The organism is Paenibacillus hemerocallicola (assembly GCF_006265175.1).
In the GTDB taxonomy this organism is placed as follows: Bacteria; Bacillota; Bacilli; order Paenibacillales; family NBRC-103111; genus Paenibacillus_AB; species Paenibacillus_AB hemerocallicola.
In genome coordinates this window covers 26,783-42,096 of the sequence record NZ_VDCQ01000032.1, presented here as the reverse complement: position 1 = coordinate 42,096, position 15,314 = coordinate 26,783, and the positions used below count along the sequence as shown (strand labels likewise).

General features: G+C 56.8%; 11 protein-coding genes and 1 riboswitch. Of the genes, 3 read left to right on the top strand and 8 right to left on the bottom strand.

The genetic code is table 11. The features are described 5' to 3' along the window. Nucleotides 1-232 precede the first annotated feature (232 nt). A riboswitch (cobalamin riboswitch) is annotated at nt 233-424 on the bottom strand. Nucleotides 425-582: 158 nt separating this feature from the next. From FE784_RS21520 to FE784_RS21500, 5 genes are all read right to left on the bottom strand, one after another. Further along, nucleotides 583-1,491, bottom strand: a complete 909-nt coding sequence (locus FE784_RS21520; RefSeq protein WP_139604298.1) for a helix-turn-helix domain-containing protein — start codon at nt 1,489-1,491, stop codon at nt 583-585. Nucleotides 1,492-1,511: 20 nt separating this feature from the next. Then, a complete protein-coding gene (locus tag FE784_RS21515) occupies nt 1,512-3,215 on the bottom strand; it encodes an FAD-dependent oxidoreductase (RefSeq protein ID WP_281287139.1) in 1,704 nt (567 codons plus the stop codon). Then, a complete protein-coding gene (locus FE784_RS21510; protein ID WP_139604296.1) occupies nt 3,173-3,430 on the bottom strand; it encodes a phytanoyl-CoA dioxygenase family protein in 258 nt (85 codons plus the stop codon). The genes FE784_RS21515 and FE784_RS21510 overlap by 43 nt, the downstream gene beginning before the upstream one ends. A 139-nt stretch (nt 3,431-3,569) precedes the next feature. Further along, on the bottom strand, nt 3,570-5,789 hold the full coding sequence (locus tag FE784_RS21505) for a hypothetical protein (RefSeq protein ID WP_139604295.1): 2,220 nt from the start codon (nt 5,787-5,789) through the stop codon (nt 3,570-3,572). A 116-nt stretch (nt 5,790-5,905) separates the two neighbouring features. Next, the gene (locus tag FE784_RS21500) at nt 5,906-7,204 is read right to left on the bottom strand and encodes an ABC transporter substrate-binding protein (protein WP_139604294.1); all 1,299 of its coding nucleotides are present in this window, start codon (nt 7,202-7,204) and stop codon (nt 5,906-5,908) included. 676 nt (nt 7,205-7,880) lie between these two features. Between FE784_RS21500 and FE784_RS21495 the strand changes: the two genes are divergently transcribed. Genes FE784_RS21495 through FE784_RS21485 form a run of 3 tightly spaced genes read left to right on the top strand, consistent with a single transcriptional unit; the run spans nt 7,881 to nt 11,856 of the window. Beyond that, a complete protein-coding gene (locus tag FE784_RS21495) occupies nt 7,881-9,806 on the top strand; it encodes an FAD-dependent oxidoreductase (protein ID WP_176706407.1) in 1,926 nt (641 codons plus the stop codon). A 49-nt stretch (nt 9,807-9,855) separates the two neighbouring features. Beyond that, the gene (locus tag FE784_RS21490; protein WP_139604292.1) at nt 9,856-10,950 is read left to right on the top strand and encodes a Gfo/Idh/MocA family protein; all 1,095 of its coding nucleotides are present in this window, start codon (nt 9,856-9,858) and stop codon (nt 10,948-10,950) included. A 15-nt stretch (nt 10,951-10,965) separates the two neighbouring features. Further along, nucleotides 10,966-11,856 carry a sugar phosphate isomerase/epimerase family protein gene (locus FE784_RS21485; protein WP_139604291.1) on the top strand — a complete coding sequence of 297 codons (891 nt, stop codon included), beginning with the start codon at nt 10,966-10,968 and terminating at the stop codon, nt 11,854-11,856. A 484-nt stretch (nt 11,857-12,340) separates the two neighbouring features. Here FE784_RS21485 and zupT read toward each other — a convergent pair whose 3' ends face one another. The 3 genes from zupT to FE784_RS21470 all read right to left on the bottom strand — a co-directional run bounded on the left by zupT (nt 12,341) and on the right by FE784_RS21470 (nt 15,302). Beyond that, on the bottom strand, nt 12,341-13,150 hold the full coding sequence (gene zupT, locus FE784_RS21480; RefSeq protein WP_139604290.1) for a zinc transporter ZupT: 810 nt from the start codon (nt 13,148-13,150) through the stop codon (nt 12,341-12,343). A gap of 123 nt (nt 13,151-13,273) precedes the next feature. Further along, nucleotides 13,274-13,930 carry a Crp/Fnr family transcriptional regulator gene (locus tag FE784_RS21475; RefSeq protein ID WP_176706406.1) on the bottom strand — a complete coding sequence of 219 codons (657 nt, stop codon included), beginning with the start codon at nt 13,928-13,930 and terminating at the stop codon, nt 13,274-13,276. A 235-nt stretch (nt 13,931-14,165) separates the two neighbouring features. Next, nucleotides 14,166-15,302, bottom strand: a complete 1,137-nt coding sequence (locus tag FE784_RS21470) for a Gfo/Idh/MocA family protein (RefSeq protein WP_139604288.1) — start codon at nt 15,300-15,302, stop codon at nt 14,166-14,168. Nucleotides 15,303-15,314: the final 12 nt, after the last annotated feature.

Sequence of the window (15,314 nt, the reverse complement as noted above, 5' to 3'; positions counted from 1 at the left end):
TGGTTGGAGAACCCGTACCGCTTGCACGCAACGTAAAAAGCCCCCCGTTCCGCTGGAAGGGGGGCTGGTATCCGGAATGATTCACGCACAGTCGCAGTCGAAGCCGCTTGCCCGCAGCAGCGCAGTTCCCGAAGCATGCAAGATGCACATGTAACGGGACACGCATACGGACGTTCCATGTGCATGGACGTCAAATCTCCAGATAGCCGATCCTTTTCCGCGAAGGATTTCGTTGGCTGCAGCGCTGTAGGCAGGTTTCCTGGCTTTCGGGCGAACGAGTTCCCCGCCTTCCCATTCCGCTTGCGGAACAGTGGCCTAATGAGGTTCTCCCCGATACACAGTGGCGGGACCGCGCCGGATTCGCACCGGCTTCCCTTTTACCCTCGCCGCTCACGCGGCAAGGCACCTACTGGCTGTTACGAGTTTTCAATTATTCAAGCTCGATTCACTTTGGCGATTATACCACAGCATTGGGCCTGGTGTCATTTGTCTTCCTTGATATATCTTACAGAGCGATCGCGATAGATTTCCAGATGGGTAGATGGACAACCAAAGAATAGCCCGTCGAAGCGGACTCCTTCTTTATGAATCCCATGCCTCCAGACCGCCGTCATTCTGCGTCGCGCGCCCCGTCTCGCGATATTTGCCCGGCGGCATCCCTTTGCATTCGCAAAAAGCCCGCGTAAAATAATGGATAGTCTGAAAGCCGGTTTCCCGCGCAATCTCCTTTAAGGGCATGTCGCTGGAAACGAGCAGCTCCGCCGCTTGCCGCAGCCTTTCGTTGCGGACATATTCGGTGTACGACATGCCGAGCGAGTCCGAGAACAGCCGGGAAAGATGGCGGCCCGATATATGCAAATATTCGGCCAAGTCTCGCAAACGCAGCCGTGCGGACAAGTTGTTGCGAATATAGAGCACCGCCCGCTTCACGTGCCTCTCGTTCGGGTTTAGCGGCATGTGCCGCCGTTCCTCGCTCTCCTCCTCCCCAAACTCGGACAGGAAGGATACGAGAAGCGCATGAATCGCGCTCGCAAGCGCCTCGCGCACAGCCTTTCCACTGGATGCCATGTCCAGCAAGGCACGCCAAAGGAGAACGGAGGGAGAGCCTTGACATTCCGCGATCGCGACCCGCCCGGACCGTTTCAGCCCTTCCAACCTGCGACATACAACGGGACCCGTCTTCGCCTCGACCGTCTCGAACGCGACATACAGCAAGTACATTCCTCCCCGGCTCCGTATCTGATGTTGAACTCCCGGACGGGAGCAGAACATAGTACCGGGGCGGAGCGGATATTCCAACCCGCCTTCCGCATAAGTCCCCTCTCCATCCACGACGTAGCACACTTCGAAAAACGAATGACGGTGTACCGGGTTGTCCCTATGAGCCGGCGTCACGCCCCAATAGTGAACCAAAAAAGCGATATCCGGGTTGCCGATTTCGGCGTCGAAGGCATCAAGCAGCCGTTTCGCCCCCACCCATCCGTCCGTCATCGCGCTGCCTCCGTTCCGCCCTATACCCGGCGGTTCCGCCTGGCCGTTCTGAGCATCTCATACAAGTCGGTTAAAAACTCGCCTCGTCTTACAAGTCCTTCGCCGTTATGCACCAGTCCCGCTATCGAAACCTTCAGACTTCTTGCCGCAGCCGCCTGCCAGCGGATCGCCATCCTGCGGCTCAGCAGAGGACGTTCTTCCCAGTAATCCTGCGGCAGCGCTTCCTCGCTGATCGTCCTGGGCGACATATCTTCTCCGGCCGGAACGTATCGGTCCGACACCGGAAGGCAAGGAAGCTTTTCGCCGCCGGGCAGCTGCCTAGCCGCGGTTATCCATCGGGAAGCCTCCTTGACGGCGAGCAGCGCATCGAGTCCGGCGGTATAATCATCCGTGATCATCCCTTTGGAGCCGAAATACTGTGCCGCCGCGTTCGATTCCATACCCGGCTTGTTATCCTTGAAATACGTAATCATCTGCTTGTCTTCGATTAGCCGATCCTGCAGATCATCGATCGGCAGCTCGCGCAGCTCCGCTCCCGTGGCGATGCTCAGATCGGCGGCAACACCGGCGGCAAATCCGATCTGCATCCAGTTCGGCTCCATCCGGATCGTCCCGAAGCCGATATGGGAGGCCGATACGGCTACCGGCACGAGCAACCGATCGATCCTTAGCGGCACGATGACACCGTAAGGAATTTGATAAATATGCTGCAAGCGGCCGACCGTCATTAGACCTTCCAGCGTCAAGTCCCGATTGACGCCTTTCCGCTTTTGCGTCGCATGGGAATCGATGCCGTAATCTCCGGTCGCGATGCTGTCATGATGAAGGTGAGCTCTACCCATCCCCGGGGCCAGCCTCGCGTCGTTTTCCGTGAACACGTATTCGCCGTGAATGCGCCTTGCCTCGCGGATGTACATTTGCGGCGGGAAATGATCGGTATCCTCGAATTCGTCGGCCGCATAGCCCCATTGGAGGGAATCTTCACGGAACCAATCCGGAAGCTCCTCGTCATGCTGCAAAAACCACAGCAGCCCCTGGGTGTACTCGCGGAGGCGCCGAACGAATCGCCGGCGCTCTTCCTTGCCACCGTCGGCGTAACCTTGGTTTTCCTCGGGAAGATCGGTCGAGCATAAGCAATAATGGTGGTTGTTCGTATCCGTTTTGCCGTTCGGAATGAGAATCGTATTGCAAGCCTCGCTAAATCCTCTTACTCTGCCTTCGGCCACGTCGCCGATCAAACTGACGTAGTCCTGTTTGTCATAGCTCGCGGGCTTGCGGAACGGGGCCTGGTTTTCACGGTTTTTCGTCAGACAGAGCCGGAAATTGTACGACTGGATCCTGTCGTCCGCCACCCCCGTACTTCCGGGCAGAAATTGCTTCGTTCTGAAATGTTGGTAAATGACTCCCGCATGCTCTTCATTCCACTCGTCCCGGGATTCCCTCCCGAGCGAATAGGGGACCCCTGCCATGGCCGCCAGATCTCCCTCATACGTCGCATCGATGAACACTTTCGCCTCATAGATGACGTCGAGCTCCCCGGCTATCGGGCGAACCGCAATCGACCGGAGCGAGCTTCCTTCGAGTTTCACCGAAACGAGTTCATGCGACAGGACGACTGTCAGACAAGGCTCGCCGTCCAACAGCTCCCTCAACATTTTCTTGGCCACGGACGGCTCGAACCTTACGCCTCTGCGGCAGTGTACGACTTGCTCCGAATCCGGAATCGTGATAACCCTTCAGCACTACCTTTTTCAGCTCCGTCTCCGGCGTATGGTCGCCTCCCCAACGGGAATTGCGGTCCATATTCGCTTCCACGGCCCTTTGAATGATCCGATCGATGGGCGGTTCTCATCGCCTCTAGTTCCCGATCGTTGAACACGCCCTTTACGAGCAAATACCCGTTCTCCTTGTAAAACTCCGCATCCTCCTGCTTGATCATGCCCGCTCCTCCTCTTGTGAAACATCATCGTTCCGTGTTCAAAATCATTGTATGAGAAAGAGGCGGGGCTGTATTTGCAGGACGTCGCCACAGTTTTGCACTATGAGGACATTACGTCCCAAATCTGCGCCGGAGCGGGTCAATTCACCAGCTGATAAGCGAACTGCACTTCCAATCCGTCGGCGGAAGAGGCGTTCAGCACCCGGACCTGCAGCTTTCTCGGGGTACCGATGCCGTCCACCGAGTACGGCGAGACCAGATTGGTCGTCTGCAAGGCGGAGGAAGCCGCGACGGCATTGCCTCCCGCGCTCGCCCCGTCGGCATCCAAACGAATATCGCACGTACCGGCAGCCAGCTTGCGGGTGACCTTCACGATGCGGATGCGTTGGCCGTCCAAGTACAGGAAGTTTTTAAGATCGTACAGGCCGTTCGCTGCCGGCCCCGTTATTTGCGCGGTCAGCCATCCGTCGATTTGATCGATGCCCTTATTGCCGGTAAAGCGCGTTTGGGCGGTTTGCGTCCCGGTTATTTGGTACGGTCCGGCCGTGTTGCCCTTCAGATCGTTGTCGCTCACGAGCACGTCCGCCGCTTCGCTGACGATACCGTAGTCCTGCCGCGAGACTCCGTCCGGCAGCGAACCGATCGCATTGCCGACAATTACGACTCTGGACGCGGCCGACCGGATGTTGATGCCGGCCCCGTTTCTCCAGGCGCTTCCTCCCCCGGTGTAGCCATTCGAGTACGCGACGCCCTGCAAGTCGAACTCGGTCGGGCTGATTACGGTTATTTTCCACTTGCCGTTCGCTTCCGTCGTTCCGGTGACGTTCTGAAGCGTAACCCGGTCGTCCGTCACCCAACGGTGCTCCGTGCCCGTCGTGACGCGAATGCCCCCGGCTCCGTTGGAAGCAATGGAAGCGATTGGCCGCGAGAAGGCGGTATGAGCGGTTCTGCCGTTGTTGCCGATCAGGCAGCCGGTCACGGTCACGCGCGAAGAGGCGATATCGATGCCGTTGCGGCCGCAGCCCCGGATGACGCAGCCGCCAAAAGTGGCTATGCCGGTAAAGCTGGATGCGATCCTGACATTGTCCTCCTCCCCGTCGCACGAGATATATGTATTGGCGAACTGCACCTGAGCGCCCGCGTCGAGCAGCACCGGGACGCCGTGGGCATTCTCGAACCCGCCGCCCTCGAAGTATAAAAATTTCGGTCCGCCCTGTCCCGTATTGTTTCTGAGCCATAAGCCGTGCCGGCCGAACAGGATCGCGGTCGCGATAAATTTGATCGAGCCCCCCAAGCCGTCGATCACGAGATTGTCCGTATTGACATTGGCCGTACCGGCCGCTATGGCACATTGCACGAACTCGACCGGGTCCGCCCGGGAAGCGTCGTTTACGCCGTTCAGCAAAATGACCTGCTCGCCGTTAAAGCCGGACCAGATGCAGTTCTGGAACCGGACCGTGTTGCACGCCCGGAGCGTAAGGCCGTTATAGCCGTTCTTGAATCTGGCGTTGTAGAAAGAAAGCATATAATTGCCCGTCTCGCCGAGACGCTGCGTGACGATCATGCTGCCGCCGGTCAATCCTTCTCCGCGCATCTGCAAGTTGCGGAATCCGCCGCCGCGGACGCCCGACAGCACAAATCCGTTGGCGACTCCCGTAGCTACGACGATCTGCGTGGCAAATCCGTCGCTATCGGTGCTGCCCGCCCCTTCGAAGACAATAGGGACGGACTGCACGGCGATCGTGCTCTCGATCCTTATGATGCCGGGACCCGCCTCGATAACTCCGCCCGAAGCGAGAGCGTCGACAGCGGCCTGCACGCGGGCGGAATCGTCCTCCGTTCCGAGCCCTTTCCATCCGAACCAGGCCAAGTCGAGTCTTGACGTCTGCTCCCGCTTCCAACGACCGGTCGCCACGCCGCTCACGGCAAATACGGTGCCGCCGTTGTCCCCCTCCGTACTGACGGCATCCCAATACAGCATGCCGCCTCCCCTGCCGGGAGTACCCTCATCGTAGCCGAGCAGGCTGACCTGCCGCCCGTCCTCTGCGCCGGGCGTGCTCCTCAGCTCGGCCACGCTTTTGACGGGACAGCATACGCCCGAACCGGAGCCCGTGCCGTTGCCGTTGCCATTGCCATTGCCATTGCCGTTGCCGTTGCCGTATGCGGCCTTCAACACGCTTCCTTCGACAGAACCGGAGTTCACCAGTCCTCCCGCCGCCATCGCGACGCCCGCTATGCCGATCGAGGACAGCAGCTTGCGTCTGCTGATCATGCCGTTACGTACGTTTGCATTCCATTCGTTGCCCTCGGTTGCTTCGACTTGCTCGCCATTCAAGCTCTCATAATCGTCTCCAGGCATAATCATCAACCTCCAGATGGATATGGATTTTCCATTGCATGCGTTCGCGGGTTTCACTCCCCGCCAAATCTTGCGCTTCCTGCGAAAGCGGTTACCCGCGAATGCCGTTAACCGCTTCAGCGGCGCTGCTCCTGCTCGATCTGCTTGTTGATTTGCTCTTCCATTTCCCGCAGCCCGGTATTGATATCCTTTTGCCCGCCGAGAAGCGTAATGAGCACGCTGTTGAACGTCGATTTCGCGGCACCGTCGTACTTCGTCTGCGGCGCCGGCTTGGCGATCGTATCTTTGAAAAAGGCGGAAATGTTTTTGCTCTCGAGCCCCGCGATCCCTTTGCCGAATTCCTTGCGCACCGCCTCGCTCTTCAGAATCGGGATCCGGCCCTGCCGGGCGAGCTCGATGGCTACCTCGTCGGACATCAGGTACGAGATGACCTGGAACGCGGCATCCTTGTTTTTGCCGGCCGGCGGGATCGTGTAGAAGGGAGCGTTCATCTGCGAGCCGGTTCCTTCTTTCCCTGCGAAGTGAGGAAACGACACTACGTCCCAATTCATCCCGGAAGCGGCCAGCTCGGTCATATAGTTCGGCCCCGTTCTCATGGCGAGCGTCTGGTTTTTCATAAAGGCGGTCTTCTCGTCGACCGGCGGCTGATTGCCCGGTATCGTGTAGAAAGCCGTCATTACCTTCACCCAATTGGCCCACTGCTCGCCGTTGACCGCCGCCTTGTTCGTTTTCGGGTCGACGAACGGCAGCGCCAGCTGATTTTTGTAGATGACATTAAGGAAGTTGTAGTGAAAGCCGTTGATCTGCACGTTCCCGTCCGTGCGGACAAGACGCTTGGTCAAATCGTACAGCTGCTCCCAGGTCATTCCGTCCTTCGGATAGTCGACGCCGACTCTGTCGAAAATGTCTTTGTTGTAGAAAAGCGCGTTGTTGTTCAGCTCGAACGGCATGACCAGAAACTGCTGCCCGTTGTCGGAATAAGACTTCACCACGTCGACGACGCCGTCCGCGAAGCGGCTCAGGTCGAACTTGTGCGTCTGGATCAGCGGCGTCAAATCGGACAGCAGCTGCAAATCTCTCAGCTTCCATAGTCCTCCGAGCGAATGGGACACGATATCCGGCACGACTCCGCCGGATACGACGTCCTCGATCATCGTTCCTTTGGCGCTTTTGATCACCAACAGATCGATTTGCGGAAACTTTTTGCGAATGAGCTGCTCCACCGTCTCCGCGGAAACGCCGGTATCCTCCTTGAACAAGGTTAAAGAAACCGGTCCCAACGCTTCCGGCGCGGACGGTTTATTGTCCTCCGCAGGCTTCGCGTCGGACGAGCCCGGGGTACTGCCGCTGCAGCCGATCATAAAAACGAGCAAAGCCGAAATGAAACCGCATGCCATTTTCTTTTTAACCGTCATCCGAATATCCCCCTATACTCATTTCGTATGTTTCTAAAGAGGCACCATTATATATCGCGACATAAGGTAACCGCTTCACCGCCGATGGTTCGGCCCGTACTTTCGATTCGACAATCCGTCGGCCTGTCGACCGGCAAACGCTTTCAATACTTGCTTGCGTACTTGCTTGCGTACTTGCTTGCGTACTTGCTTGCGTACTTGCTTGCGTACTTGCTTGCGTACTTGCTTGCGTAATTGATCGCGTTTATGATCAATTGGTTATTAAACCCTATAAACCTTTACACATCAATGGATTCCGAATGAATCATCGCACCACTCCCAACAATGCATGACATGTTTTTTAAACTATAACATTACAACTTGTTTAAAATTATATCGGCACTCTTTAGCTTTTTCAATACATTTTTGCAATCCCCTATCAAATCGAAGCCTCGATCAGTTGACCTGTAATTTAACAAAAACAAAGAAAATAAGCAAAAAACAGCGATAAATCCGCATAAAAACCGCATATAATAAAGAAAAACCGCTTTATCCTTCGATCATTCGGTTAAAATCGCATTTAATTTTTATGGCAAAAAAGAATGGCATGCTGTATACTTCAGTTTATCAAATAGGTTAACTTATTGTTAACATACATTTGAAAAACCTATCCCATATGGTCGAAAGGAGCAATTCCATGCAAGCTCGACATGCTGATGTAGTCATACTGGGGGCGACACCCGGAGGAATCGGAGCGGCGCTCGCCGCCGCCAGACGCGGCAGGAAAACGATTATGATCGAGGCAACGCCTTATGTCGGAGGATTGATGACAAGCGGGCTCGGCATGACCGACATCCACTCGCTCGATGCGGCCGGCTCGGTATTCCGCGAATACGCTTCCAATGTGCTGAACCATTATATCGAAACATACGGTCCGGAATCGGAGCAAGTCGTCCATTGCCGCCAAGGACTGCGCTTCGAGCCGTCCGTCGCCAAAACGATTTTCGCCCGGATGATGGGGGCCGAGTCCAATTTGGAAACAATCGTTTCCCATGAGCTCGTTTCCGTCGAAAAAGAAGGGGATTCCTTGACGTCGATTACCGTTCGTCCGATGGGCGGAGGCAGCGAAACCGTATACCGCGCGGACGTTTTTATCGATGCAACTTACGAAGGCGACCTTGCCGCCAAGGCCGGCGTTCCTTATTCGCTGGGAAGGGAATCGCGCGACGAATGGAACGAGGAGTACGCCGGCACGCTGTATCAGAACTTCCGGACGAAGGAAGTGCTGCCGGGGAGCACGGGCGACGGGGACGATCGCATCCAAGCGTACAACTTCCGCCTGTGTCTGACCAAAAACCGTAGCAACCAAGCGCCCTTCGTCAAACCGGCAAGCTACGACCGAAACGATTATGCCAGCCTGACCGAGGACGTGAGCGCCGGCAGAGTCAAAGGCTTCAGCGAGGTTTGCAATACGGTCATGATTCCGAACGGCAAAACGGACACGAACAACTATCATTACTGCTTATGCTCGACCGATCTGCCCGAAGAAAACCAGGATTATCCGGAAGGCAGCTGGGCCGTCCGGGATCGGATCGTGAAGCGTCACCGCGAATATATACAAGGCTTGCTCTGGTTTCTGCAAAATGACGAGGAGCTTCCGGAATGGTTTCGCGAAGATTCCCGCCAATGGGGGCATGCCGCGGACGAATTCGAGGATACCGATCATTTCCCGCCGCAAATTTATGTACGTGAAGCGAGACGGATTCACGGGGAATACGTGTTTACCGAAAACGACGCCCGCCGCGCTCCAGGCCTCGGCAGATCGCCGATCCATTACGACAGCATCGCGAGCGGAGACTACGGCATCGATTCGCACGCCACCCGCAAGCGCGAGCCGATCGGCCAGAACATCGCGTTGGAAGGCTTCATGGCGATCGGATTTTTGACGGAAATATACCAAATTCCGTACGGTTCCATCGTTCCGCAGCGGGTCGACCGTCTGCTCGTGCCGGTCGCCGTCTCGGCAACCCATATGGGACTCGGCACGATCCGGATGGAGCCGTGCTGGATGCAGATCGGATACGCCGCGGGCGTGGCGGCCGACGTGAGCCTTGCCACGAGACGGCACGTTCGCGACTTGTCCGTCGACCGTCTGCAAGACGAGCTGCTCGCGGACAAACAAGTCATTACGTATTTGAAGGATGAGCCGTGGGGCACCGAGACGAGCAAGGCGGTTCAATATTTCGGCGCCAGATCGTTTTTCCCGGGATACGAAGCCCATCCGGACGAAGACGTTACCGTTGCGCAAGCTTCGCAATGGATCGCGATAAGCCGATTGCTGCCCGGCGGCAAACAGCTGCCTTGCTTGCCCGCGACCGCGGCTATTTTGCCCGCAGGGGCAGATATGGGACCGAAGGCGCCCAAGCAAGAGCCTACACCCGAACAATATTGGACGGATCAACCCTATTTGACCGCAGCCATGGCGCGGAGATGGAGCCAAGTCGCGGCAAGAGTGATGAACGCGCCCCAGGGCGAATGGTTTGCCGGCGAGAAGGAGACGGTCACGCGCGGTCAGTTTCTGAACGCTCTGTATGGCTTCCTTCGAACGGCGAGACAACACTGACAGCCGAGCAACCGCCCTATTTCATATCCATTTACGAGGAGCGATTTCCATGAGCAGAAATATTCGGATCGGCATTATCGGCAGCGGCAGCAACGCCACCAGACATGCGGCCGCCTATATGAAAATGAATGACGTTGAACTGGTCGCCGTCGCGGATCTCGTTCCGGGCAAAGCGGCCGAGTTCATCGAGAAAAACGGACTGACGCAAGCATCGCCCTACGAGAGCCACGAACGGCTGCTGGAGCTGGACCTGGACGGCGTCAGCATCTGCACGCCGAATATCGCGCATCACCGGACGAGCGTCGACGCGCTGAACGCCGGCAAGCACGTGCTGACAGAGAAGCCGATGGCCGTTACGCTGGAGCAGGCGATCGAGATGGTCGAAGCGTCGAAACGGTCCTCCAAAATATTGACCGTCGGGTTCCAGCCCCGCTACGACCCGAACCATAAAGAAATCAAGCGGATCGTCCAGTCAGGAACGCTCGGCAAAGTGTACCACGTGCAAACGGGGGGAGGCCGCAGGCGCGGAATGCCGGGCAGAGGCTTCATCCGCAAAGACATATCCGGCTCCGGCGCCATCGCGGACATCGGCTGCTATTCGCTCGATTTGGCGATGGACGCCTTGGGCTATCCGAAGCCGCTGACCGTTTCGGCCTACTGCTCCAACTATTTCGGTACGAATCCGAAATACCATAAAGACGCCGACCGGTTCGACGTCGAGGATTTCGGCGAGGCGCTCATCCGCTTCGAAGGAGACGTCGTGCTCAATTTCAAAATTTCGTGGGCGATGCACATGGACACCCTCGGCCCGACGTTGTTCCTCGGCACCGAAGGCGGACTGAAAATCGAGCCGGAGCAAGGCATCAGCAAGCTGTCCTCGGGCGCGTGGGACAAAGGTCCGGGCTCGATCACGCTGTATCATGACGTTATGGGACATCCGACGGAAAGCGCTATACCGGTCAAGTCGCACACTTTGGATATTTTCTACGAGAAGGTTCGCGATTTCGTCGTCGCGATCAAGGACGGCAAGCCCGCTCCGATACCCGGCGAGCAAATTTTGCTGAACCAGGCCGTCATCGACGGCATACTCCGCTCGTCGGAGCTGAAACGGGAAGTCGTCATTGAGCTTCCGACATTTTCATAACCGGAGGGGTTAGACATGCCGCATTCGATCGGCGTCAGACTGACAAGAGGCATCGCGATGGGAAACGAACGGGAAACGTGGAGAGAATGGTTCGCGTGGATGGCGCAGAGCGGATTCCGGGTCGTGGACGTGCCGGAATTGACCGATGAGATGAAGCGGGACACCGAAGAGGCCGGTCTTGCGATCGGAACGTTCGATGTCGGGGCGCTTCAGGTCGCCCGCCTGTTCAGCAAGGACGAGCAGAAGCGTTACGAGGCGCTCGAGGGCGTCCGCCAATCGATTCAGGCCGCCGCCTCCCGCGGAGGCAAGCTTTGCTTCATGTGCTTGAAGCCCGAAGATCCGACGACGACCCGACAGGAATCTTTCGAGTTGTTCAAGGAAATGTTTCCCGGCCTGCTCGCATCCGCCGAGCAAGCCGGAGTCGCCCTCGTCCTGGAGGGGTGGCCCGGCAATGCGCCCTATTATCCGACGATCGGCTGTACGCCGGAAATGCTGCGGGCGATGTTCGAAGCCGTCCCCTCCCCTGCGCTACAGCTGAACTATGATCCGTCGCACCTAGTCCGGCTCGGGATCGACAGCATCCGGTTTTTGCGCGAATTTTCCGGCCGTATCGGCCACGTGCACGCCAAAGACTGCGTCATTTTGCCGGAGAACGTATATTTGTACGGCCGGCATCAGCCGCCGGTATTCGGTCATGCGATCAAATCGAGCGAGGGACCGTGGCGATATACGATTCCCGGCGAAGGGGAAGCGGACTGGGCCGCCATCGCGTTCGAGCTGGACTTGTCCGGCTACGGCGGCGCGGTCACGATCGAGCTGGAGGATCACCGGTACAAGGGCAGCGTGGAGGAGCACCGGCGCGGTTTGGTCAAATCGTTGCAACATTTGTCGCGCTTTTTCGCTTAAGCGACCGCCTATGGCTCTCACCTTATACGCACAACGTCGCTGAAGGCGTTTGGATCGCTGAAGGCGTTTGGATCGCTTAAGGTGTTTGGATCGCTTAAGGTGTTTGGATCGCTGAAGGCGTTTGGATCGCTGAAGGGAATGAGCTTTGCGGGCGTACGCTGCTCGGTTATGCGGCAATCCCGCAGGCGAACACTCGCGACGGACCGGCTCGGCCATGTACGCGGTTGTGCAGTAAGCATGACAAACTCGCTACTCGAACATGCGCGTCAAAATAGCGGAACTTCGTTCCGCTATCCCCACTTATTACCCGCGCTGCCCGAAAATAACGGAACTATTTTCCGTAATGCGGGCAAAGCTCGGCCATTCCGGCGCCGAAAATCGGAATAACGGAGCACATTTCCGTTATTCCGATTTTTTTCTTTTTCCGGAGTCGAATAAGGGAACTGCGTTCCGTTATTTTTTTACGGCCATGTGCGTCGGGGATTCAAATAAACAACAGCAGGCTAACGGCCATCACGGCCATACCGCCGATCACCCCGTATATGGACAAATGACCTTCGTCATATTTTTTCGCCGCCGGCAGCAGCTCATCCAATGAGATAAACACCATAATGCCCGCCACCGCGGCAAAGATGATGCCGAACATCATATCGGTCAAAAACGGCAGCAGCAGGAAATAGGCAACGATCGCGCCTACGGGCTCTGCCAGCCCCGACAGGAAGGAAAGCTTGAACGCCCTTTTCCGGCTCCCGGTCGCAAAATAAATCGGGACGGCTACGGCAATGCCTTCGGGAATATTGTGTATGGCGATCGCGACCGTAATGGCGATGCCGAGTCCGGGGTCCTGCAGCGTAGACACGAACGTGGCGATGCCTTCCGGGAAATTGTGGATGGCTATGGCTAGCGCCGTAAAGGTGCCCATCTTGAGCAGGGCCGGATCCTTGATCGCCGACGCGGGTTTGTTCATCTCCTCCACTTTCTTGATTTCGTGCGGATTGCCCTGGTCCGGAACGAACTTGTCGATAAGAGCGATCAACAAAATGCCGCCGAAGAAGCCCCCTACCGTCAACCAGCTTCCCAAAGCATTCCCGGCCGCCGCGACAAGCGCATCTTTCGCTTTCACAAAAATTTCGATCATCGATACATAAATCATGACTCCGGCGGAAAATCCGAGCGACCACGATAAAAATTTCGTATTCGTCGTCGAGGCGACAAACGAAATGACACTGCCTATCCCCGTCGCCAAACCCGCCGCCAAGGTTAGCCCGAAAGCAAGCCATAAATGATCGTGCATCAAACCGCATTCACCTCTGGATGTTTATTCGCGCAGAACGGCGCAGGAGCGCAAGCGAGCCGGCTTTGTCTATGTTTCCCATTTTCCCGCTCCTCCATTTGTTGCGGCCTTCCGCCCGCGCCGTCAAAGCTGCTTCAAATCAAGCAGAAACGTGTCGCCGGATACGGTTAAGATCCGTTTCGACTGCAGCTCGTGAAGCACTTCGAATACAAGCGTCTTCGGGACTCCCGCCCATTGCGACAGCTCGTTGTAATTCAGCTTGATCTGGATGCGGACGACCGTTCCGGTGCGGCTTCCGTAATCGTTGGCGAGTTTGGTCAAAGTTTTCACGACTCTTTGTCGGGCATCCATATAGGTCAAATCCTGAACCTGCTGATTCGTCTCGCGCAGCCGGGCGCTCAGCTGCTTGAGAACGCTCAGATTGATGTCGAAATGCTCTTTCAGCAGCTGTTGAAACGGCTTGGCCGCGAGCGAAATGACTTTGGTGTCTTCTATCGCCTGAGCCGTGGCCGATCTCGGCTTTCCGTCGAGCAGGGCCAGCTCGCCGAAGCTGTCGCCGTTCGTCAAAATCGTCATGATTTTGTCTTCGCCATGCTTGTTGGTCGTATAAATTTTGATCGCCCCGGATACGACGAGATAAAAGGTGGTGCCGATCTCGTTCTCGCGAAACAGGATGGTTCCCGCTTTAAACGTTCGGGTCGAGCATTTGTCCGCAATGCTTTGCAGTTGGCTGCTGTGCAAGCTGGAAAATAGCGAAGTGCCTTGAAGTAGGTCGATCATCGAGAGCCTCCCGGTTAACAATTGCTGTACTGCGGCATCGCGTAAGAATTCCATATTCAATATCGATTCGAGGTCATCATCCGTACAACTCATTCGACGGAACAGGCCCATTTTCCTTTCCTGTTGTTTCCTTTTTGCTATTCCGGTTAGCCGATCGTTTCCGCAAAACAAAAACAGCCCGGAGCCTATGCGCACCCCGGACCGCCTATATACCATTTATAATAATCCGATAAGTTCAGGAATCCGTTACGGCGACCCAGCGAGAGCCGTCTTGCGCGCTTTCCAGACATTTGTCCACAAACCTTACACCCTCGATCCCGTCTTGGATTCGCGGGTAATCCGCTTCCGACCCGGCAGCGACGCCGCCTTGCCGCAGAGCGGACAATTCCGAGCAGAAGGCGGAATAAATGTTGGCGAACGCCTCGTACAATCCTTCGGGATGACCTCCGGGCAGCCGGTTGAACGATTTCGCCCCCGGGTACATGGCGTCCCTTCCGCGCGACAGCAATTGAAGCGGCTTGCCCTTGAGCGACAGCCGCAGCTCGTCGGGACGCTCCTGCTCCCATTCGAGCGACCCTTTCGAGCCGAACAGCCTGACCTTCAAGCCGTTCTTGCAGCCCGCCGCCACCTGCGAGCACCAATATACCCCCGTCGCGCCGGTCGTGTATTTAACCAAAATGTTGGCGTTATTGTCGAGCTCCATCAACGTCCCGTACGATTGCATATCCGCGCAGAGCGAATCGATCTTCAGTCCGGTCATATACGATACGGTATGGGCGATATGGACTCCGATGTCCGCCACGCAACAGGACTTCCCTTGACTCGGATCCATACGCCACGACGGCTTGTCGGCGTTAAGCACCCACTCCTGCGGATATTCAGCCATCACCGTGACGATATCGCCCAGCTCCCCGTGCCGGACCAGCTCACGCGCCTGTTTGACCATCGGATATCCGGAATACGTATACGTCACGCAGAAAAGCAGGCCGTTCTGCCGTGCGATCCGCTCCAGCTCCTTCGCTTCGCTCTCCTCGATCGTCACCGGCTTGTCGCATACGACATGAAATCCGTGCTGCAGAAATGTTTTCGCGATTGCATAGTGCGAGCTGTTCGGCGTCACGATGGAGACGAAATCGATCCGGTCGTCCCGGGCCGCTTCCTTCTCCGCCATCTCCTCGTAAGTGGAATATACCCTGTCGGGCGATATTCCGAGCTTGCGCCCGGTAGCGGCAGACTTGGCCGCATCCCGCGAAAAGCAGCCGGCCGCGATCTCGCTCCGGCGGTCGAACGCCGCGGCCCTGCAATGAATGTCGCCGATCAAGGATCCTTCTCCGCCGCCTACCATGCCGAATTTCAGGATCGGTTGTTGCATACGCCTTCCCCC